The sequence below is a fragment of the Paeniglutamicibacter quisquiliarum genome (genome assembly GCF_019084045.1).
GTDB classification, from domain to species: Bacteria; Actinomycetota; Actinomycetes; order Actinomycetales; family Micrococcaceae; genus Paeniglutamicibacter; species Paeniglutamicibacter quisquiliarum.
The window spans coordinates 174748-195562 of the sequence record NZ_JAHRED010000006.1 but is presented as its reverse complement, the minus strand read 5'-3'; the positions used below and the strand labels follow the sequence as shown (position 1 = coordinate 195562).

Sequence of the window (20815 nt, the reverse complement as noted above, 5' to 3'; positions counted from 1 at the left end):
CCGGCTGATCGATATATTCAGCGGGGAGGCACCCCGGGATCGCGTTCTCGGCGTCCAGTGGATGCCGGCCGTCCCAGGGCTGTGAGGAAGGAAGAAAAAAGGGGTGGTCCCGGGAATCCGCAATGCGAATTCCCGGGTCCACCCCTTCTCACTGTGTGATCAAGAGATCACGTAGCTTAGAGCTCTACTGCAGAGCCGCCGGCTGCGACGATCTTTTCCGCTGCGGAGGACGAGAAGGCGTTGACCTTTACGTCGACCTTGACGGTCAGTTCGCCCGAGCCAAGGACCTTGACGGGCTCGTTCTTGCGAACGGCGCCCTTCGCGATCAGTGCCTCAACGGTGACTTCGCCACCTTCGGGGAACAGCTCCGAGATCTTGTCCAGGTTAACAACCTGGAACTCGACGCGGAACGGGTTCTTGAAGCCGCGAAGCTTCGGAAGGCGCATGTGCAGCGGCAACTGGCCACCGGCGAAGCCGGCCTTGACCTGGTAGCGCGCCTTGGTGCCCTTCATACCGCGACCCGCGGTCTTACCCTTGGATCCCTCACCACGACCCACACGGGTCTTGGCCTTCTTGGAACCTTCGGCCGGACGCAGGTGGTGTACCTTCAGTGCGTTTTCTTTTTCAGCCATGATTACTTCGCCTCCTCAACCTTTACGAGGTGCGGAACCGTGTTGATCATGCCAACGGTCACTGCATCAGCGGTACGGAACACGGTGTGTCCGATGCGCTTCAAGCCAAGCGAGCGAAGGGTATCGCGCTGGTTCTGCTTTACACCAATGATGGACCTGATCTGGGTGATTGCCAGATTTGCGTCGCTAGGGACAAAATTCTTCGCCACTACTTACGCACCTGCCTTCTGGTTCTGGATGTTGCGCAGCATCTGAGCCGAGACAACCTCGTCCAACGGCAGTCCACGGCGGGCTGCAACGGCTGCAGGCTCTTCAAGGGCCTTCAGCGCGGCAACGGTGCCGTGAACAATGTTGATCTGGTTGGTCGAGCCCATGGACTTCGACAGAACATCGTGGATGCCAGCGCATTCCAGGACGGCGCGAACCGGACCACCGGCGATAACGCCGGTACCCGGGGCGGCCGGACGGAGGAGAACGACGCCGGCAGCGGCTTCACCCTGCACCAGGTGCGGGATGGTGGTGCCGACGCGGGGAACGCGGAAGAAGGACTTCTTGGCTTCTTCAACGCCCTTGGCGATAGCTGCCGGAACTTCCTTGGCCTTGCCGTAGCCGACGCCAACGAGACCGTTGCCGTCACCCACGACGACAAGTGCGGTGAAGCTGAAGCGACGACCACCCTTGACGACCTTGGATACGCGGTTGATTGCTACAACGCGCTCAAGGAACTTGTCCTTGTCTTCGTTGCGGCTGTCCTTCGAGTCGCGGCCACGGCCACGACCCTCGCCACGTCCACGGCCTTCGCCGCCGCGTCCACGGCCTTCGCCGCGAGCGGCGCCGGCCTTGTCCGTGGCAGGAGCAGCAGCAGTCGAGGCTGCCTCAGTAGCTTCAGACACCTGAGTTTCCTTCTTGTTAGTTGCTTCGCTCACAGTGCCAGCCCACCTTCGCGTGCACCGTCAGCAACAGCAGCCACGCGACCGTGGTACTTGTTGCCGCCGCGGTCGAAGACCACGGATTCGATGCCTGCAGCCTTGGCGCGCTCAGCGACGAGCTCGCCAATGCGCTTGGCCTTGGCGGTCTTGTCACCATCGAATGCGCGCAAGTCGGCTTCCATCGTCGACGCGTAGGCAACGGTGATGCCCTTGCTGTCGTCTACGATCTGGACGAAGATGTGGCGTGCCGAGCGGTTGACGACCAGGCGCGGACGCACCTCGGTGCCGGTGATGCGCTTACGGACGCGCAAGTGGCGGCGGCCGCGTGCGGCTGCCTTGCTCTTACCCTTGATTCCCAGAGCCATGGTTACTTACCAGCCTTTCCGACCTTGCGGCGGATGATTTCGCCAGCGTACCGAACACCCTTGCCCTTGTACGGGTCAGGCTTGCGGAGCTTGCGGATGTTGGCGGAAACTTCGCCAACCTGCTGCTTGTTGATACCCGAGACGGTGATCTTGGTGTTGCCGTCGAGCGCGAAGGCAATGCCCTCGGGAGCTTCGACAACCACCGGGTGCGAGTAGCCCAGGGCGAACTCAAGGTTCGAACCCTTTGCCACAACGCGGTAACCGGTACCGTGGATTTCGAGCTTCTTTTCGTAGCCAGCGGTGACACCGATGATCATGTTCTCGATCAGGGTGCGGGTCAGGCCGTGCAGCGAACGCGAATCGCGCTCGTCGTTCGGGCGCGACACGGTTACGGTGTTCTCTTCGAGAACCACTGCAATCGGGCTGGGTACGGTGTGGGTCAGTTCGCCCTTGGAGCCCTTGACGGAGACAACGTCGCCATCAATCTTGAGCTCGACGCCGGCAGGAACAGTGATCGGAAGACGTCCAATACGTGACATGGTTTCTTTCTCCCTTTCCCGTTACCAGACGTAGGCGAGGACTTCCCCACCTACACCCTTCTTGGCTGCCTGGCGGTCGGTAAGCAGACCGGAGGACGTGGACAGGATTGCAATGCCGAGGCCACCAAGGACGTGCGGCAAGTTGGTGGACTTTGCGTATACACGCAGGCCCGGCTTCGAAATACGGCGAACGCCAGCGATTGAACGCTCGCGGCTCGGGCCGAACTTCAGGGTGATGGTCAGCTTCTTGCCAACCTCTGCTGCTTCCTCAACGAACGAGGCGATGTAGCCCTGTTCCTTCAGGATCTGGGCAACGCGTACCTTCAGCTTGGACGACGGCATGGAAACCGTGTCGTGGTAAGCCGAGTTGGCGTTGCGCAGACGAGTCAGCATATCTGCGACAGGATCTGTCATTGTCATTTGGGCTTCTGCCCTTCCTCGCTACGGTTTCCGCGCAAGCGCGGACCTGCAACGTAGTTGATCTAGTTGGCGGTCTTGAACGGGAAGCCCAGGGCCTTGAGCAAGGCGCGGCCTTCGTCGTCGGTCTTCGCGGTGGTCACTACGGTGATGTCCATGCCGCGAACGCGGTCGATGGAATCAACATCGATTTCGTGGAACATGGACTGTTCCGTGAGACCGAAGGTGTAGTTGCCGTTGCCGTCGAACTGCTTCGGGCTCAGGCCACGGAAGTCACGGATACGCGGCAGTGCCAGCGTAACCAAACGGTCCACGAATTCCCACATGCGATCTCCGCGCAGAGTGGCGTGGGTACCAATGGGCATGCCTTCGCGCAGCTTGAACTGTGCGATCGACTTGCGTGCCTTGGTAACCAACGGCTTCTGGCCGGTGATGGCGGTGAGGTCGCGAACTGCGCCTTCGATGAGCTTGGAGTCCTTGGCGGCTTCGCCGACACCCATGTTCACAACAACCTTGACCAGGCCCGGGACCTGCATCGGGTTGGCGTAGTTGAACTCGTTCGTCAGGGTTTCGCGGATTTCGGCGTTGTACTTGGCCTTAAGGCGAGGCTGGATGTTCACAGCTGCTTCAGTCATTACAGTGCCTTTCCGGAAGACTTGGCGAAGCGAACACGGACGGTCTTGGACACGCCGTTCTTCTCCACGGTTTCCTCGCGGAAGCCAACGCGGGTCGGCTTCTTGGTTTCCGGGTCAACGATTGCGACATTCGAGATGTGCATCGGGGCCTCAACGACCTCAATGCCACCGGTCTGCGTGCCACGCTCGGTCTGGCCGGCCTTGGTGTGCTTGGTGACGCGGTTGACGCCCTCAACAAGAACGCGCTGTGCTGCCGGGAATACCTTCAGCACCTTGCCCTGCTTGTTGCGGTCGGAACCGGCGATGACCTGAACGAGGTCACCCTTCTTAATCTTTGCACCCATGGTTACAGTACCTCCGGAGCCAGGGAAACGATCTTCATGAACTTCTTGTCGCGAAGTTCACGACCCACCGGACCGAAAATACGGGTACCGCGGGGCTCGCCGTCAGCCTTGAGGATGACAGCTGCGTTCTCGTCGAACTTGATGTAGGAACCGTCGACGCGGCGACGTTCCTTCTTGGTGCGAACGATGACAGCCTTGACGACGTCACCCTTCTTTACGTTTCCGCCCGGGATTGCATCCTTGACGGTGGCGACGATTACGTCGCCGATGCCTGCATAGCGACGGCCAGAGCCACCGAGAACACGAATGGTAAGGATTTCCTTAGCACCGGTGTTGTCGGCAACCTTCAGTCGCGATTCCTGCTGAATCACTTTTTACTCCTGTCGTCTCGCTGGTTCTCCTAGGGAGCCTTGCGGAACGGATATGGTCCATCTCAGCTTCTGCTTACCCCCACCTCCATACACCGCTGTTCGCAACGCACGAGTGCGCAACAACATGATGCTGGGGAAGCAGGGCCGAGGCTTAGGCTCAGAGCTATGCCGCACGACTTTCGGGCCCGTAAAAAACCGTCCGGCCGCACTATGCGTCAGGCAGGAGGTGGATAGTCCCCATACATAACGCGCACAGAAAATAAAGTCTACCGCAAAGATGCGCGATCCCGAAACCGTGTGCTAAGGGGAAACCGGGGGTCGTTGCTCACACGAACCCCCTGGATCCGGCACCCATCGCGGGCTGCCGGTCACCGGCAGGAAGACAGGTGCGCGACGATGCCGTGGTGGTCGGTGCCGGGTACGGAAAAGCGTTCGGCGGCGCGCACCGCGAGCCCGCGCGCCAGGACGTGGTCGATGCCCGCGAATGCCGGAACGGCCGAATCGGCGGGCCAGGTGCCTGCCGCCCATGGCCCCCACGCCGGGGAGGCATCGACGAGGCCCGCGGCCAGCGTCCGGAAGTGGGGGTGCGCGGTCGTGGCGTTGAAGTCCCCCGCCATGACCAGCGGCATGCCCGCGTGTTCCTCTTTCCAGGCAGCGAGGCGGCGCAGGGAACCCGCCCAGGACGACGGTGCGTGGGTCGGCGGCGCCGGGTGGATCCCCGCCACCCGAATTCGCCCTGCCTCCGGATGATCTATGACGGCCACCGGCGCATCGAAGAGTGCGCCCTGCGATTGCAGCACCGCCGGCGCTTCCTCGCGCAGCGGGTGCCCGGAGAGGATCACGGTGTCAACGCTGCCGCCGGTGAACACCTCGCCGGTCCGGTGGACGTAGGCCCAGCCCGGGATTTCGGCCTCCAGCGCCTTGAGCAGCGGCTCGCCGGCTTCGACAAGCACAAGAATGTCCGGGTCCGATTCACCGATCACCGCCGCGAGAGACGACGCATCGGCGTGGCCGCGCCCGGCATTGAGTGACACCACCGTCAGCGGCGCACCCGGGCTGCACGTCGTTCCGGCTGACGGCGCGAGAACCGGAACCATTGACGTAGCGGCAAGGACCAGGAGCACCACGGCCTGGGCGAAGTAGCGGCGGAACGCCAGCACCACGCACAGCCCCAGGGTCGCGAGAAACAGCAACGGCAGTAGCGCCTGGAGCACCGCCAGGATCCCGGAGGAGCCGATCGACAGGTGCGGCAACACGGCCAGGAACACCCCGGGAACTGATACCGCCAGCAGGCTCCGCGACAGCGGCACACGCAGATCCGACGACTCCCCCGTCCGGTCCCTTGCCATTGGTGGTCCCCCGTTCATGCAACTACGTCGCTGCGGCGACGGCTCCGGCTCTCCCCCGGCCACCCATGCTACCTGCGTGACCTGGTCGGAAAAGCAAAACACCCCGGCACCGGCTGGATAGTCCAGCGGTTCCGGGGTGTCTTGCTTGGTTCACGTCAGAGTGAAAACCAGCGAAAGGGCTTACTTGGCCTTTTCGAGGATTTCCACGAGGCGCCAGCGCTTGTCGGCAGACAGCGGGCGGGTCTCGGCGATGAGAACGAGGTCGCCGATGCCGGCGCTGTTCTCTTCGTCGTGAGCCTTGACGTTCTTGTTGCGACGCATGACCTTGCCGTAGAGGGCGTGCTTTACACGGTCCTCGACGTCAACGACGATGGTCTTCTGCATCTTGTCGGAAACCACGTACCCGCGGAGGGTCTTGCGGTCGTTGCGCTCTGCGGCTGCATCCACGACGTTCTCCTTCTCGCTCATTACTTGGCTTCCTCAGTTGCTTCAGCAGCTTCGGCCTTCTTCGAAGACTTCTTGGCCTTCGTGGCTTCCTCTACTGGGACAACAACGTCCGGACGAATGCCCAGCTCGCGTTCGCGCAGCACCGTGTAGATGCGAGCGATATCGCGCTTGACAGTCTTCAGGTTGCCATGCGATTCGAGCTGGCCGGTAGCCGACTGGAAACGGAGGTTGAACAACTCCTCCTTGGCCTTCTTAAGCTCCTCGACCAGACGGGCGTTATCAAAGCCGTCCAGTGCTTCGGTTGCTAGATCCTTGGATCCGATTGCCATTCCTATTCACCACCTTCGCGACGCACAATGCGTGCCTTCAACGGCAGCTTGTGGATTGCAAGGCGCAGGGCCTCGCGTGCTACCTCATCACTGACACCGGAGAGTTCAAAGAGAACCCGTCCCGGCTTTACATTTGCGACCCACCATTCCGGCGAACCCTTACCGGAACCCATGCGGGTTTCGGCAGGCTTCTTCGTCAGCGGACGGTCCGGATAAATGTTGATCCAGACCTTGCCGCCACGCTTGATGTGGCGGGTCATTGCGATACGAGCTGCCTCGATCTGGCGGTTGGTAACGTAGGCCGGTGTAAGGGCCTGGATACCGTACTCACCGAAGGCTACCGTGGTACCGCCCGAAGCTGCGCCACTCCGATTGGGGTGGTGCTGCTTGCGGTACTTTACTCGGCGTGGGATAAGCATTTAAGCCTGTCCTCCTTCTGCAACTGCTGCTGCAGGAGCCTCGACAGCCGGAGCTGCTTCTGCACCTGGAGCGGCGTTGCGCTCGGGGCGACGACGACGCTCGCCACCTTCGGGACGTCCACCCGGACGTCCACCCGGACGATCGCCGCGGCCGCGGGCCGGAGCTGCAGCAGCCTGGGCTGCCAGTTCCTTGGAAGTGACGTCGCCCTTGTAGATCCAGACCTTCACGCCGATGCGGCCGAAGGTGGTCTTGGCTTCGAACTTGCCGTAGTCGATGTTCGCACGCAGGGTGTGCAGCGGCACACGGCCTTCGCGGTAGAACTCCTTGCGGGACATTTCTGCACCGCCAAGACGACCGGAGCACTGTACGCGGATGCCCTTGGCACCTGCGCGCATTGCCGACTGCATGGCCTTCTTCATCGCGCGGCGGAAAGCCACACGCGAAGCAAGCTGCTCGGCAATGCCCTGGGCAACAAGCTGGGCTTCGATCTCGGGGTTCTTGACCTCGAGGATGTTCAGCTGAACCTGCTTGGCGGTGAGCTTTTCGAGCTCGCCGCGGATGCGGTCGGCTTCGGCGCCGCGGCGACCGATAACGATGCCGGGACGTGCGGTGTGGATATCCACACGAACACGGTCACGGGTACGCTCGATCTCCACGCGGGCGATGCCGGCGCGTTCCATGCCAACGGTCATCAGTTCGCGGATACGGATGTCTTCTTTTACGAAGTCCTTGTAACGCTGACCGACCTTGGTGCTGTCGGCGAACCAGTGCGAAACATGGTCGGTAGTGATACCGAGTCGGAACCCATGCGGGTTAACCTTCTGTCCCATTTACTCTTCCCCACCCTTCTTAGGGGTTGCGACGACCACAGTGATGTGGCTCGTGCGCTTCTTGATTTGGTATGCCCGACCCTGAGCACGCGGCTGGAACCGCTTCATGGTCGGACCCTCGTCAACAAACGCTTCGCTGATGAACAGCTCGTCTTCGTTGAACGCGACACCCTCGCGGTCTGCGGCGGCACGGGCGTTAGCCACTGCCGATGCTACAACCTTGAACACTGGCTCTGAAGCTGCCTGCGGGGCAAACTTCAGGATCGCCAGTGCTTCGTTCGTCTGCTTGCCACGAACAAGGTTGACGACGCGCCGGGCCTTCATAGGCGTCACGCGGATATGGCGCGCAATTGCCTTGGCTTCCATTGCTTTCCTTCTCTCGTCTCTCGAAGAAGTGCTAAGCACTCGCTAAACCCTTGCGGGTTAGCGGCGCTTGCCCTTCTTGTCGTCCTTCACGTGGCTGCGGAACGTCCGGGTCGGGCTGAACTCGCCGAGCTTGTGCCCGACCATCGACTCGGTGACAAACACGGGGATGTGCTTACGTCCGTCGTGTACGGCGATCGTGTGCCCGAGCATGTCGGGGATGATCATCGAACGGCGGGACCACGTCTTAATGACGTTCTTGGTGCCCTTTTCGTTCTCAGCAGCGACCTTAACAAAAAGGTGCTGATCGACGAAGGGGCCTTTCTTCAGGCTGCGTGGCATGTTTCCAGGCTCCTATCGCTTGTTCTTGCCGGTACGGCGACGGCGGACAATCATCTTGTCGCTGTCCTTGTTCGGACGACGAGTGCGTCCTTCGCGCTTGCCGTTCGGGTTGACCGGGTGACGGCCACCGGACGTCTTGCCTTCGCCACCACCATGCGGGTGGTCAACAGGGTTCATGGCAACGCCACGCACGGTCGGGCGAACGCCCTTCCAGCGCATACGGCCGGCCTTTCCCCAGTTGATGTTCGACTGCTCGGCGTTTCCGACCTCGCCGACGGTTGCGCGGCAGCGCACGTCAACGTTGCGGATTTCGCCGGACGGCAAACGCAGCTGAGCGAAGCGACCCTCACGGGCCACCAGCTGAACCGAGGCACCTGCGGAACGAGCCATCTTGGCACCGCCACCGGGACGCAGCTCCACAGCGTGGATAACAGTACCCACCGGGATGTTGCGCAACGGCAGGTTGTTGCCGGGCTTGATGTCGGCGTTTGCGCCGGCCTCAATGGTGTCACCCTGGGAGAGCTTGTTCGGTGCAATGATGTAACGCTTGGTGCCATCAATGTAGTGAAGAAGCGCAATGCGGGCGGTGCGGTTCGGGTCGTACTCGATGTGAGCGACCTTTGCCGGCACGCCGTCCTTGTCGTGACGACGGAAGTCGATTAGACGGTACTGGCGCTTGTGTCCGCCACCCTTGTGACGAGTGGTGATCTTACCGGTGTTGTTGCGGCCGCCAGTCTTGTGGAGCGGGCGAAGCAGCGACTTTTCCGGAGTTGATCGCGTGATTTCTGCGAAGTCGGCTACGCTCGAGCCGCGAAGGCCCGGGGTAGTCGGCTTGTATTTACGGATTCCCATAGTTTAATTCCTCGTTAAAGTGGTCTCCGCTTAGGAAAGCGGACCGCCGAAGATGTCAATCGAGCCTTCCTTCAGGGAGACGATCGCACGCTTGGTAGCCTTGCGCGTCCCCCATCCGAACTTGGTGCGCTTGCGCTTGCCGGCACGATTGAGGGTGTTTACGGAGTCAACCTTGACCGAGAAGATGGCTTCCACGGCGTTCTTGATTTCCGACTTGTTTGAACGCGGGTCAACCAGGAAGGTGTACTTGCCTTCGTCGATCAGACCGTAGCTCTTTTCCGAAACGACGGGTGCGATGACCACATCGTGCGGAGCCTTAGAGAAGGTGCTCATTTGGCTTCCTCCTTCTGGACCAGGGCATCAAAAGCGGCCTTGGTGAAGACAACGTCGTCGGAAACCAGCACATCGTAAGTGTTGAGCTGGTCTACGTACAGGACGTGGACCTCGGGGAGGTTACGGACCGAAAGGGCCGCAACATCGTTGGCGCGCTCGATGACTACGAGCAGGTTCTTGCGCTCGGACAGAGCGCGCAGGGTGGCCAGTGCGGCCTTGGTGTTCGGCGTGGTGCCTTCAACCAGGGCTTCAATGACGTGAATGCGGTTGTTGCGAGCGCGGTCAGACAGGGCGCCGCGCAATGCAGCAGCCTTCATCTTCTTGGGGGTGCGCTGGCTGTAATCGCGAGGAGTCGGACCGTGGACAACGCCACCGCCGGTCATGTGAGGAGCACGGATTGAACCCTGACGGGCGCGGCCGGTGCCCTTCTGCTTGAACGGCTTGCGACCGGCACCGGAAACTTCGGCGCGGTTCTTGGTCTTGTGCGTACCCTGGCGAGCAGCTGCCAGCTGGGCCACGACGACCTGGTGCAGCAGCGGAACGTTGGTCTGAACGTCAAAGATCTCCGAAGGGAACTCGACGGTGAGTGCGTTAGACATTTAGTTATGCTCCCTTCACAGCGGTGCGCACGAGAACGACGCGGCCGCGGGCGCCGGGAACGGCACCCTTGATCAGCAGGAGGTTCTTCTCGGCATCCACTGCGTGAACGGTGAGGTTCTGCGTGGTGACGCGCTCGGCGCCCATGCGACCGGCCATCTTCTGGCCCTGGAACACGCGGCCCGGGGTCGAAGCGCCGCCGATGGAGCCCGGCTTACGGTGGTTCTTGTGAGCACCGTGCGATGCCGGAGCACCGTGGAAGCCGTGGCGCTTCATGACGCCGGCGAAGCCCTTACCCTTGGAAGTTCCGACGACGTCGACCTTCTGGCCAGCGGCGAAGATTTCGACGGTGAGTTCCTGGCCTGCGGCGTAGGAATCGGCGTCGGCAGTGCGCAGTTCAACGACGTGGCGGCGCGGGGTGACCCCTGCTGCCTCGAAGTGGCCTGCCAGCGGCTTGGTGACCTTGCGCGGGTCGATCTGGCCGTAGCCGATCTGAACCGCTACATAGCCATCGCGCTCGGCGTTACGCAGCTGAGTGACGACATTGCTGTCGGCCTGTACGACGGTTACCGGGATGAGGTTGTTGTTCTCGTCCCAAACCTGGGTCATGCCGAGCTTCGTGCCCAACAGTCCCTTGACATTACGGGTTGCGGTCATAGTTTTCTCGCCACCTCCCCTAGAGCTTGATTTCGATGTTGACATCCGCCGGCAGGTCAAGACGCATCAGCGAATCTACGGCCTTCGGGGTCGGATCGATGATGTCGATCAGACGCTTGTGCGTGCGCATTTCAAAGTGCTCACGGCTGTCTTTGTACTTGTGGGGCGAACGGATAACGCAGTACACGTTCTTTTCCGTTGGCAGCGGCACTGGGCCGACTACGGTTGCGCCAGCGCGCGTCACCGTCTCAACGATCTTCCGGGCAGAAACGTCAATGACCTCGTGGTCATACGACTTCAGCCGGATGCGGATTTTTTGTCCCGCCATGGCGTGATGCCTCTTTCTAATTAGCACTCTCTGTACAGTTACTGTGCCCTACGGGTCCAATAGTGGACCGGCACGCCTCGCATCGAACTGAATCCGGATAAATCCGGGTTCCTCAATCCGCCGAAGCCCGACCCCCGCGCTCGGGCGTGTCGCGTTTGAAAGCGATACGAATCCGATGGATACGTGGGGGACATTGTTAATGTTTCCAAAAATTCGGTTGTATTGCTCCCCAGCCCCGGGCATTATCCCGGGTGAGACACAATCTCGGTTGAAACCCCGTGCCCCGGTGTCGGTTTCCCGATCAGCAGACACAGAGCATGGAAATACTCATGAACAACTTGTCTAGTGTGTCAGGTTTCGGGCCGAAACACCAAATCTGCTTTCTCCCCCGCCGGAGGCCGCCGGGCGCGAAGGCGTCCGGAACGGAACTTCACGCGGTGCCGGAGGAGGGAAAATCGCCGGAATTCCGGTCGGAGCATCCGCATCGGTTTCCCGACCCGGGCATCGGCGCGTGAACAAGCTCACTGCGCCCGTTCCGCCTCGGCTAGTGTTCGTCGCCGTTGGCCCGCCGGATGTCCTTCGCCCGCGCGATCTCACTGGAGAACTGCTTGCGCACGCGCATGACGACCACGACGACTACCACCACGATGAGCACGACTATCAAGAACTTCATGCTGCCAGCCTAGCGCCCGACCGGGCACCGGTCACCACTTGCGGGGTCAGCGTGATTCATCGCCGGTGTCCTGGCCGCGCGGCCGCATCCACGGCATGCCGCTTGGCTGCTGTTGGGCTCCCGGTTCCTGGACTCGGGTCTCCTTCGGCGCCTCGCGTCCAGGTCCTGTCCGTCCTCCGGGGATTTCGGCAGTCCGGTGGGGGGCGTTGGTGCCATCGACTGTTGGTTCAACGCCACCTGCCGGCGGATACCCGTGGCCCGGGGCGGTTTGGTTTTGCGCACCCTTGTTCATCTTCCCCAGCTTCCACAAGGCCAGGGCAATCAGGCCCGCGGCGATGAGCAGCAACAGGAGGAAAGTGAATCCGCGCAGGAACCACAGCACTGCAACCGCGACCCCGACGGCTCCCCAGATGGTAAAGATCTTGCGGGTGGTCAGCAAGCCAAAGACGAGCAATACGGTGAAGCTCAGCAAGACCACCAGCTGCTGGGCCACGCTGGAGGAAACAATTGTCCCCAGACCCGCCATCGACAGCAGCGCTGCGGAGGCGCCCAGGACAACTGTCGCGTTCCGCTCGCGTTTGCGCGAAAACTCGTAGACAGCCAGGAGCGCCAGCACAATGATCCAGTAGTAGAAGGCGGCGAAGGCGCCTGTCCCGTCCACGCCGACCCACCAACAACGGTGGATGACTGCGGCACCGGCCAAGGCAGCGACCTCGTATCCGGTTTCCTTCCATCGCGCCGGCACCTCCAGGGCCGCGGCCGCGAAGACCGCAATCATCAGCATCAATCCCCCGGCATAGACGTACCGATCCACGCCATCGACCTGGCCCAGCAATCCGCCCAGGCCCAGTGCCGCCAGTGAAGCGGTAAAGAGCACCCGTGCGTGGGCCGGCCCCCAGCCCGTTCTCCGTCTGGCCACCAACGCGAAGCCCACCGGCTCCGCGCCAAATCGCCCGCCGAAGACCGCCATGATCAACAGGATGACAGAGGTCGCGCCCAGCCCGATCATGCTGTCAAGCGGTTCGCTCCCCGGTTCCCCGGCCAGGGCGTGGATGAGCTCGACGCCGCGCAGCGAGGCCAGCAGCACCAGCACCGCAGTGCCGAGCAAGAGCAACGGGACGCCCCAGGTGGCAGCGAAGATGGTGACACCTGCAGCCCCGAGCAGGCCTGCGATGACCTGCCATCCGGGTTCGGAGCTCCCGTGCATTCCGATCAGCGGGACCCAGTACATCACCCCCACCGTTGCCCGCACCCAGCGGTACCCGGCCCCGCCCACGCCGCGAAGTTCCGCCACCAGGATCCCAACCAGCAGCAGCACCAGCATGGTGCTCGCCGCTTCCTCGCCCCACAACGGGATGGGCAGCCAGCCGCCGGTCCGCAGGTCCCCGTCGAGGGCAGGAGTCAGCACCAGGCCGAGGAACCCGAGTGCAGCGGGAATGGACGCATAGCGGAAGGACGCAGCGCGTGCGGCCTGGGTCTTCACGAGCACTCCGGCGAAGACCGACAGGCACAGGCACTGGATAAGCAGGCTGGCCTGGTCAAGTCCGCCGGACCGGTCAGCCAGGTAGGCGGCCGGGATCAACAGCAGCAGCGCCAGCGCAGCAACGCTCAGGACGGTGCGTGGGTCGCCCAGCCCCGCCGCGGCGGCGCGCCGGCCCAGCAGCGCGCGCACGGTTTGCGCCAAGGCAATGGTGAAGGCCAGGAGCGCGTACTGCCCGTGCCCGTCCATGTGGAAACGATCCGCCACATGCCAGGCCGTGCCGGAGAACAGCACCTGGGCCAGAACCGCATAGCCGACACGTACGCGGGTCTCGGTGCCCGCCAGGATGCGGATTCCCGCATACCCCAGTCCCAGCAGCGCAACAAGTTCCACCATCCACGACGGGTGCCTGTCCAAAGCGATTGCCAGGCCGGCGGCCAGGGCGACCAATCCGCCCAGGTGAACGAGGGTGGCAGGGCCCAATTCCGCTCGCGGCGAGGACCCGCTGGCGGGCTTGCCCTTGGCGTTGTCCGCGGCAACCGGTGCCGCCGAGCGCACATGGCCCAGGACCAAGGTGGCGCCGACAAGCCCCGCGACAACCAGCAACCACATCAGGATCAGGTCCCACTGGTAGCCCAGCCACAACAGCGTGCTCCAACCAACGACGCTCCTGTCCACGTCCGCATGGATCAGTGGAGCACCCCAGCGCATATACGCCGCCAGCAACCAGAGCGTGCCCGAAGCGCATGCAACTCCCCCGGCAAAGATGAGCGATTCACCCGCCTCGTGGAAACGGGCCGTCCCCGCGGGCCCTGACACCGCACCGACCGGTCCGCTCCTGCGCAGCGCGGCGGCGGACCAGCCCACCTGAAGGATCAGCGCCAACGTGGCACCGACCAGGCTTGCCACTTCGATGGCACTACCCAGCGCCGCCGAGTCGCCGGAACCGGAGCCGGTCCCCAGGACCCCGGAATGCCTTGGCAACAGCACCCACCCCGCCGCGGCGAAGGCGAACAGCGCCCCGGCCGCAACGACGGAGGAGATCCGCGCCGCCCAACGCAGCAGATGCCGCCCCCTGCCGGTGGCTCCGCGCGCCAACAGCCAGGTGGCGATCACGGCGGCGGCGATCACGATGCCTTGGCGCCCCTGGCTTCCATCGCCGGGTTCGGCGAATGAGAGTGCGGCCGCTCCCAGCGAAATCCAGCGGAAGTTTCCACCCAGTTTCGCCCCGACAACAAGTCCGCAGAGCACCAGCAGTGCCAGCGCCCAGTTCAGGTCCAGCCGCTGCCCGGCGCCGGTGCTTCCGGGATCGCGCAGGAATTCCTCGGCCCCCAGGACGGTGCAAACCGCCGCAAGGGCGACCAGCACCCAGGTTTCCCGCTTGACCAGGCGCGGGTGCACCCGCAGCTTGCGTGAATACTGCCCGGCCCGGTGTGCCAGCAACACAAGCTGCAGCAACAGCAGGGCTGCCATGATGCGGAAGATGTCCGTCGAGGACACCTCGGCAGCATGCAGGAAGGAGCCGATGCTGACCATCCCCGCCGCACGGGCCGCGGCCAAATGCCAGAAGCGCTCGCGGGCAGGGGAGGAGAAGAGCGCCACCGCGTAGTACACGGCAGCCGCCGCAAAAATCCAGGCGTAGTCCATGGCCTCAAGCACCGCCGTCGACAGCACTGCCGCCAGCACCGTCGCGGGAACCAGGTACCGGTGGGCAATCGTGAAGGACTGCAGGTAGATGTTCGCTATCCAGCGCGGCCGCAGGAAGCCCACCAGCGTGATGGCGGTGGCCAGCAGCATGCTGAAGAGGAAGTAGTAGATCAGCCCGCGGTTGAGCACCGCGCCTCCGGAATAGGCGGTGGAGACCAGGAAGGTCGTGGCGAGCCCGGCGACGACCTTGGACTGCAGCCGTCCCGCGGCATAGACGAAGGCCGCGGTGCCCACCATGGAGGTGGCGAACCAGCTTGCACCGGGGGTTTCGGAGAGCAGCAGGTAGTGTGCCAGCCCGGTCATCGGGATCAGCGCCAGCCCGGTAGCGGTGAAGGCCGCGGCCGCCGGGCGAAGTCGCTCGCTTTGCGCATGCATCACCAGTCCCGCGACGTAGAATCCGAGGGCCACGATGCCCAGGCCCACGACCTTGGCCTGCGCAGGCAGGGCAAGGGAGATGAACAGCGATGCCGAGGCCACCAGCAGGAGCGCGGCGACATACAGCGTGATGTTGATGTTGCGCAGTGCCCGCACCCGCGGGTCGACCGGCACCGGTGGGACGTATGGAGGCGCCGCGGGCCGCATCGTCGGCGCGGATTCGGGAGGAACCTGTGAGACGGGGCCGCCCGGGGAGAACGGTTGCGCGCCGGCCGGTGCAGGGCGGCGTTCCGCTCCGGGCGCTACCGGTGCATTCGCCTCCGGGAGCGGCAAGTCGGCCGGGGCGTCCGAGGGATGGGTGGCCCGCGTGGCCGCGTCGAAGCCGAGTTGCCAGGCCTCCGCCAGCTCCGTACGATCCGGCGACTTCACCGCGGCGGGTCGGCGGGCCGCCTCCTTCGTGGCCGAAAGGCGCTTCCCCAGGAAGAGCCCCGCGAAGAACATGAGCACCGCCACGACGACCCCGATGAACCAATCCATCTCGGTTTCCTGCCTTCACCTATGAGTTTGCGCCCCCGGCGATCCGGCTCGGCATGCGTCTTACAGCGTAGCGCATTCAAACTATCTGATGGATATAAATGTCCGGGCAGTTTTCCACATGTCCACGGGCACATGAAAAGACCCCCGCCGCACTGTCGAAACAGTGCTGCGGGGGTCTCTTCTAGACCGTTAGGTCAAGATCTGCGAAGTAAACTTACGCGGTGATCTTGGTAACGCGTCCCGAACCAACGGTGCGGCCGCCTTCGCGAATTGCGAAGCCGAGGCCCTCTTCCATGGCGATCGGCTGGATCAGCACGACAGACATTTCGGTGTTGTCGCCGGGCATAACCATTTCCGTGCCTTCCGGCAGGGTGATAACGCCGGTGACGTCCGTGGTGCGGAAGTAGAACTGCGGGCGGTAGTTCGAGTAGAACGGGTTGTGACGTCCGCCTTCATCCTTGGAGAGGATGTAGACGTTGGCCTCGAACTCGGTGTGCGGGGTGATGGAACCCGGCTTCACGATGACCTGGCCACGCTCTACGTCTTCGCGCTTGATGCCGCGAAGCAGCAGACCACAGTTCTCGCCGGCCCATGCCTCGTCGAGCTGCTTGTGGAACATCTCGATACCGGTAACCGTGGTCTTCTGGACCGGGCGGATGCCGACGATCTCGACCTCGGAGTTGATGGCGAGGGTTCCACGCTCGGCGCGGCCCGTAACAACGGTGCCACGACCGGTGATGGTGAAGACGTCTTCAACCGGCATCAGGAACGGCTTGTCGCGGTCACGAACCGGGTCCGGCACGTGGTTGTCGACAGCTTCCATCAGGTCCTCAACGGCCTTGACCCAAACCGGGTCGCCTTCGAGTGCCTTCAGACCGGAAACGCGCACAACAGGTGCCTCGTCGCCGTCGAAGCCCTGCGAGGAGAGAAGTTCGCGAACTTCCATTTCCACGAGGTCCAGGAGCTCTTCGTCGTCAACCATGTCGGACTTGTTCAGTGCGACCAGCAGGTAGGGAACGCCAACCTGGCGGGCGAGCAGAACGTGCTCGCGGGTCTGAGCCATCGGGCCGTCAGTGGCGGCAACCACGAGGATTGCACCGTCCATCTGTGCAGCACCGGTGATCATGTTCTTGATGTAGTCAGCGTGACCCGGGGCGTCAACGTGCGCGTAGTGGCGCTTCTCGGTCTGGTACTCGACGTGAGAAATGTTGATGGTAATGCCGCGCTGGCGCTCTTCCGGTGCAGAGTCAATCTGCGAGAAGTCGCGCTGCTCGTTCAAATCCGGGTACTTGTCAGCAAGCACCTTCGAAATGGCGGCCGTCAACGTGGTCTTACCGTGGTCAACGTGACCAATGGTGCCGATGTTGACGTGCGGCTTGGTCCGCTCGAACTTTGCCTTTGCCACAGGTTCCTCCTAGAAACGTTTACAGAAGACGTACCTCGCCCACTCGGATCGCGGGCGAACTTATGCAAGTCTACTGGGGGCTTAGTGAAATGTTTAAATTGTGGTTAGCTGCGGGATCCTACTGTGGATCCGTTAGTTGGCCTGACGGGGCCGGATTGGATTTCTCTGATCCGGCCCCATCGTGCGGCCACTCACCCGGGAACCGGGCTCACGGCCAATGTTGGTCCTAGACGATTACTCGCCGCGGTTCTTCTGGATGATCTCGTCGGCAACAGCCTTCGGGACCTCGGAGTAGCTGGAGAAGGTCATCGAGTACACGGCACGGCCCTGGGTCTTGGAACGCAGGTCACCAATGTAACCGAACATTTCAGACAGCGGAACCGTCGCGCGAATGACCTTGACGCCTGCTGCGTCTTCCATCGAGGCGATGGAGCCACGGCGGGAGTTCAAGTCACCGATGACGTCGCCCATGTACTCCTCGGGAGTACGGACTTCGACATCCATGACCGGCTCGAGGATGATCGGCTGGGCGCGGCGTGCGCCTTCCTTGAACACCTGGGAGCCGGCGATCTTGAATGCCATTTCCGAGGAGTCAACGTCGTGGTAGGCACCGTCGAGGAGGGTCGCCTTGACGCCCACCATCGGGTAGCCGGCCAGGATGCCGAACTGCATGGCGTCCTGGATACCTGCGTCGACCGAAGGGATGTATTCGCGAGGAATACGGCCGCCGGTTACGCCGTTCTTGAACTCGTAGATGACACCTTCAACAACTTCCAGGGGCTCGAACGAGACCTGGACCTTTGCGAACTGGCCGGAACCACCGGTCTGCTTCTTGTGGGTGAAGTCAACCTTCTCCACAGCCTTCTTGATGGTTTCGCGGTAAGCAACCTGCGGCTTGCCGACGTTGGCTTCGACGCGGAATTCGCGGCGCATGCGGTCCACCAGGATGTCCAGGTGGAGCTCGCCCATGCCGCCGATTTCGGTCTGGCCAGTGTCTTCGTTGAGGGAGACGGTGAACGTCGGGTCCTCGGCCGAAAGCTTCTGGATCGCAGTCGAGAGCTTCTCCTGGTCACCCTTGGTCTTCGGCTCAATGGCAACGAAGATCACGGGATCGGGGAAGGACATCGACTCAAGAACGATCGGGTGTGCCGGATCGCACAAGGTATCACCGGTGGTGGTGTCCTTGAGGCCAATGACTGCGTAGATGTGGCCTGCGTGGACCTCGTCTACCGGCATTTCCTTGTTGGCGTGCATCTGGAAGAGCTTGCCAATGCGTTCCTTCTTCTGCTTGGTCGAGTTCAGCAGCTGGGTACCCGGAGTTGCCTTGCCGGAGTACACGCGGATGAAGTTCAACTGGCCGAAGAACGGGTGGGTTGCGATCTTGAAGGCAAGTGCCGAGAAGGGATCGGTTTCATTCGGCTCGCGCTTGAGCTCGATCTCTTCGTTCCTCGGATCGTGACCGATCGTCGCGCCAACATCCATCGGATTCGGCAGGAAGTCGATAACGGCATCAAGCATCGGCTGAACGCCGCGGTTCTTGAAGGCGGAACCACAGAAGACCGGGTAGATCTCCGAGTTGACAACCATCTTGCGGATGCCGGCCTTGAGTTCAGCAATGCTGATCTCTTCGCCTTCGAGGAACTTCTCCATGAGCTCGTCGGATGCCTCAGCGACATCCTCAACCAGCTTGGCGCGGTATTCCTGGGCCTTTTCCAGCAAGTCGGCCGGAATTTCGCGGGTCTCGTAGGCGGCACCCATGGTGACGTCACCCTTGGAGTCGCCTTCCCAAACGAAAGCCTTCATCGTCATCAGGTCGACAACGCCGGTGAACTCTGACTCGGAGCCGATCGGCAGCTGCATGACCAGCGGCTTGGCGCCAAGACGCTTGATGATGGTGTCTACGGTGAAGTAGAAGTCGGCACCAAGCTTGTCCATCTTGTTGACGAAGCAGATACGCGGCACGTTGTACTTGTCGGCCTGGCGCCAAACAGTCTCGGACTGCGGCTCCACGCCTTCCTTGCCATCGAACACGGCAACGGCGCCATCGAGGACGCGCAGCGAGCGCTCAACCTCAACGGTGAAGTCAACGTGGCCCGGGGTGTCAATGATGTTGATCTGGTTTTTGTTCCAGAAGCAGGTCACGGCGGCAGACGTGATAGTAATGCCGCGCTCCTTCTCCTGCTCCATCCAGTCAGTCGTCGAGGCACCATCGTGCGTTTCGCCGAGCTTGTGGTTCACACCCGTGTAGAACAGGATGCGTTCCGTAGTAGTGGTCTTACCGGCATCAATGTGAGCCATGATACCGATATTGCGGACCTTGTTTAGGTCGGTAAGCACGTCCTGTGCCACGATGTCTCCCTTTGTAGGTTAAGTCCGAAATGTTGGCGGAACTGATCTGCGATCAATCCCGCCAACTGGACTAAACGCTTTTTACCAGCGGTAGTGGGCGAATGCCTTGTTGGACTCTGCCATCTTGTGGGTGTCTTCGCGACGCTTGACAGCGGCACCAAGACCATTCGAGGCGTCGAGGATCTCGTTCATGAGACGTTCGATCATCGTCTTCTCGCGGCGAGCCTTGGAGTAGCCAACGAGCCAGCGAAGAGCCAGCGCGGTGGAGCGTCCGGGCTTGACCTCGACGGGAACCTGGTAGGTTGCGCCACCGACACGGCGGGAGCGAACTTCGAGGGCCGGGCGGATGTTATCCATGGCCTTCTTCAGGGTCACGACCGGGTCGGTACCGTTCTTGGCCAAGGCACCTTCGAGTGCACCGTAAACGATACGCTCTGCAGTGGACTTCTTACCATCAACCAAGACCTTGTTGATCAGCTGGGTAACAAGCGGGGAACCGTAAACCGGATCCGAGACGAGGGGGCGCGCTGGCGCCGGGCCCTTACGAGGCATTACTTACCTTCCTTCTTGGCACCGTAGCGAGAACGAGCTTGCTTACGGTTCTTCACACCCTGGGTATCGAGGGCACCACGTACGATCTTGTAGCGCACACCCGGAAGGTCCTTCACACGACCACCGCGAACGAGCACGATGGAGTGTTCCTGAAGGTTGTGACCAACACCAGGGATGTAAGCGGTCACTTCAACGCCACCTGCAAGGCGCACGCGTGCGACCTTACGAAGTGCGGAGTTCGGCTTCTTCGGGGTCGTGGTGTACACACGGGTGCATACGCCACGACGCATCGGGTTGCCCTTGAGGGCTGGGGCCTTGGTCTTTTTGACCTTCGGCGAGCGGCCCTTGCGGACCAGCTGCTGAATAGTAGGCACTTTCGTGTCCTCCGGTTTCTTGTTCTGCGGCGACGCCCACAATCAAACTGCTTGGAGACGCTGCGTTTATAGTCGTTTCATCACAGCGACTTCGGAATTGACCTTAGGCGTGCGAAAGTGTGGCATCTGTTGCGCAACCTACCCGCAACCCGGACCGTGTCCATTTGCCACACATGAAAAACAATTACCTCTAGCTTAGCACGCACATCCGGCCAGCCATGACACCGAGACTCTCGAGGCATGCCAAGCATTTTGGCCGCGTCTCTCCGCGCGGCCTCACGGAA

General features: G+C 62.1%; 27 protein-coding genes. All 27 read right to left on the bottom strand.

Annotated features, from left to right (window positions below):
- Positions 1-176 precede the first annotated feature (176 nt).
- A complete protein-coding gene (gene rplO, locus KRR55_RS12605; RefSeq protein ID WP_217389432.1) occupies positions 177-632 on the bottom strand; it encodes a 50S ribosomal protein L15 in 456 nt (151 codons plus the stop codon).
- A 2-nt stretch (positions 633-634) separates the two neighbouring features.
- Entirely contained in the window at positions 635-841 is a 207-nt protein-coding gene (gene rpmD / locus KRR55_RS12600; RefSeq protein ID WP_217389431.1) for a 50S ribosomal protein L30, read from the bottom strand.
- Positions 842-844: 3 nt separating this feature from the next.
- A complete protein-coding gene (rpsE, locus tag KRR55_RS12595; RefSeq protein ID WP_217389522.1) occupies positions 845-1525 on the bottom strand; it encodes a 30S ribosomal protein S5 in 681 nt (226 codons plus the stop codon).
- A 29-nt stretch (positions 1526-1554) separates the two neighbouring features.
- Entirely contained in the window at positions 1555-1926 is a 372-nt protein-coding gene (gene rplR / locus KRR55_RS12590; RefSeq protein WP_217389430.1) for a 50S ribosomal protein L18, read from the bottom strand.
- A gap of 2 nt (positions 1927-1928) precedes the next feature.
- Entirely contained in the window at positions 1929-2465 is a 537-nt protein-coding gene (gene rplF / locus KRR55_RS12585) for a 50S ribosomal protein L6 (protein ID WP_217389429.1), read from the bottom strand.
- Between the two features lie 21 nt (positions 2466-2486).
- Positions 2487-2885, bottom strand: coding sequence for a 30S ribosomal protein S8 (gene rpsH, locus KRR55_RS12580; RefSeq protein WP_007271041.1), 399 nt, complete (start codon positions 2883-2885; stop codon positions 2487-2489).
- Positions 2886-2947: 62 nt separating this feature from the next.
- Entirely contained in the window at positions 2948-3517 is a 570-nt protein-coding gene (gene rplE / locus KRR55_RS12575) for a 50S ribosomal protein L5 (protein WP_217389428.1), read from the bottom strand.
- A complete protein-coding gene (rplX, locus tag KRR55_RS12570) occupies positions 3517-3861 on the bottom strand; it encodes a 50S ribosomal protein L24 (RefSeq protein WP_071212944.1) in 345 nt (114 codons plus the stop codon). The genes rplE and rplX overlap by 1 nt, the downstream gene beginning before the upstream one ends.
- A gap of 2 nt (positions 3862-3863) precedes the next feature.
- Complete coding sequence (gene rplN / locus KRR55_RS12565; RefSeq protein ID WP_071212943.1) at positions 3864-4232, bottom strand: 50S ribosomal protein L14; 369 nt, start codon at positions 4230-4232, stop codon at positions 3864-3866.
- 368 nt (positions 4233-4600) lie between these two features.
- A complete protein-coding gene (locus KRR55_RS12560; RefSeq protein WP_217389427.1) occupies positions 4601-5542 on the bottom strand; it encodes an endonuclease/exonuclease/phosphatase family protein in 942 nt (313 codons plus the stop codon).
- Positions 5543-5761: 219 nt separating this feature from the next.
- Positions 5762-6049: a 30S ribosomal protein S17 gene (gene rpsQ, locus KRR55_RS12555; RefSeq protein ID WP_132358666.1), complete on the bottom strand. Its 288-nt coding sequence runs from the start codon at positions 6047-6049 to the stop codon at positions 5762-5764.
- Positions 6049-6357 carry a 50S ribosomal protein L29 gene (gene rpmC / locus KRR55_RS12550; RefSeq protein ID WP_217389426.1) on the bottom strand — a complete coding sequence of 103 codons (309 nt, stop codon included), beginning with the start codon at positions 6355-6357 and terminating at the stop codon, positions 6049-6051. The genes rpsQ and rpmC overlap by 1 nt, the downstream gene beginning before the upstream one ends.
- Before the next feature lie 2 nt (positions 6358-6359).
- Positions 6360-6776, bottom strand: a complete 417-nt coding sequence (gene rplP / locus KRR55_RS12545) for a 50S ribosomal protein L16 (RefSeq protein ID WP_217389425.1) — start codon at positions 6774-6776, stop codon at positions 6360-6362.
- Positions 6777-7607 carry a 30S ribosomal protein S3 gene (gene rpsC, locus KRR55_RS12540; protein WP_217389424.1) on the bottom strand — a complete coding sequence of 277 codons (831 nt, stop codon included), beginning with the start codon at positions 7605-7607 and terminating at the stop codon, positions 6777-6779.
- The gene (gene rplV, locus KRR55_RS12535) at positions 7608-7973 is read right to left on the bottom strand and encodes a 50S ribosomal protein L22 (RefSeq protein WP_071212937.1); all 366 of its coding nucleotides are present in this window, start codon (positions 7971-7973) and stop codon (positions 7608-7610) included.
- A gap of 57 nt (positions 7974-8030) precedes the next feature.
- Positions 8031-8312, bottom strand: coding sequence for a 30S ribosomal protein S19 (rpsS, locus tag KRR55_RS12530; RefSeq protein WP_068731512.1), 282 nt, complete (start codon positions 8310-8312; stop codon positions 8031-8033).
- A 12-nt stretch (positions 8313-8324) separates the two neighbouring features.
- Positions 8325-9164 carry a 50S ribosomal protein L2 gene (gene rplB, locus KRR55_RS12525; protein WP_217389423.1) on the bottom strand — a complete coding sequence of 280 codons (840 nt, stop codon included), beginning with the start codon at positions 9162-9164 and terminating at the stop codon, positions 8325-8327.
- A gap of 30 nt (positions 9165-9194) precedes the next feature.
- Positions 9195-9497, bottom strand: coding sequence for a 50S ribosomal protein L23 (gene rplW / locus KRR55_RS12520; RefSeq protein ID WP_217389422.1), 303 nt, complete (start codon positions 9495-9497; stop codon positions 9195-9197).
- Entirely contained in the window at positions 9494-10096 is a 603-nt protein-coding gene (rplD, locus tag KRR55_RS12515) for a 50S ribosomal protein L4 (protein WP_217389421.1), read from the bottom strand. Before rplD ends, rplW begins: the two co-directional genes overlap by 4 nt.
- Positions 10097-10100: 4 nt before the next feature.
- Entirely contained in the window at positions 10101-10751 is a 651-nt protein-coding gene (gene rplC, locus KRR55_RS12510; protein ID WP_217389420.1) for a 50S ribosomal protein L3, read from the bottom strand.
- Between the two features lie 19 nt (positions 10752-10770).
- On the bottom strand, positions 10771-11079 hold the full coding sequence (gene rpsJ / locus KRR55_RS12505) for a 30S ribosomal protein S10 (RefSeq protein WP_003803825.1): 309 nt from the start codon (positions 11077-11079) through the stop codon (positions 10771-10773).
- 544 nt (positions 11080-11623) lie between these two features.
- Positions 11624-11752, bottom strand: coding sequence for a hypothetical protein (locus tag KRR55_RS20525; RefSeq protein WP_256449173.1), 129 nt, complete (start codon positions 11750-11752; stop codon positions 11624-11626).
- Between the two features lie 46 nt (positions 11753-11798).
- Entirely contained in the window at positions 11799-15851 is a 4053-nt protein-coding gene (locus KRR55_RS12500) for a hypothetical protein (RefSeq protein ID WP_217389419.1), read from the bottom strand.
- 214 nt (positions 15852-16065) lie between these two features.
- Positions 16066-17256, bottom strand: coding sequence for an elongation factor Tu (tuf, locus tag KRR55_RS12495; protein ID WP_217389418.1), 1191 nt, complete (start codon positions 17254-17256; stop codon positions 16066-16068).
- Between the two features lie 234 nt (positions 17257-17490).
- On the bottom strand, positions 17491-19605 hold the full coding sequence (gene fusA, locus KRR55_RS12490) for an elongation factor G (RefSeq protein ID WP_217389417.1): 2115 nt from the start codon (positions 19603-19605) through the stop codon (positions 17491-17493).
- Between the two features lie 81 nt (positions 19606-19686).
- Entirely contained in the window at positions 19687-20157 is a 471-nt protein-coding gene (gene rpsG / locus KRR55_RS12485) for a 30S ribosomal protein S7 (protein WP_217389416.1), read from the bottom strand.
- The gene (gene rpsL, locus KRR55_RS12480) at positions 20157-20531 is read right to left on the bottom strand and encodes a 30S ribosomal protein S12 (protein WP_068731493.1); all 375 of its coding nucleotides are present in this window, start codon (positions 20529-20531) and stop codon (positions 20157-20159) included. The genes rpsG and rpsL overlap by 1 nt, the downstream gene beginning before the upstream one ends.
- Positions 20532-20815 lie beyond the last annotated feature (284 nt).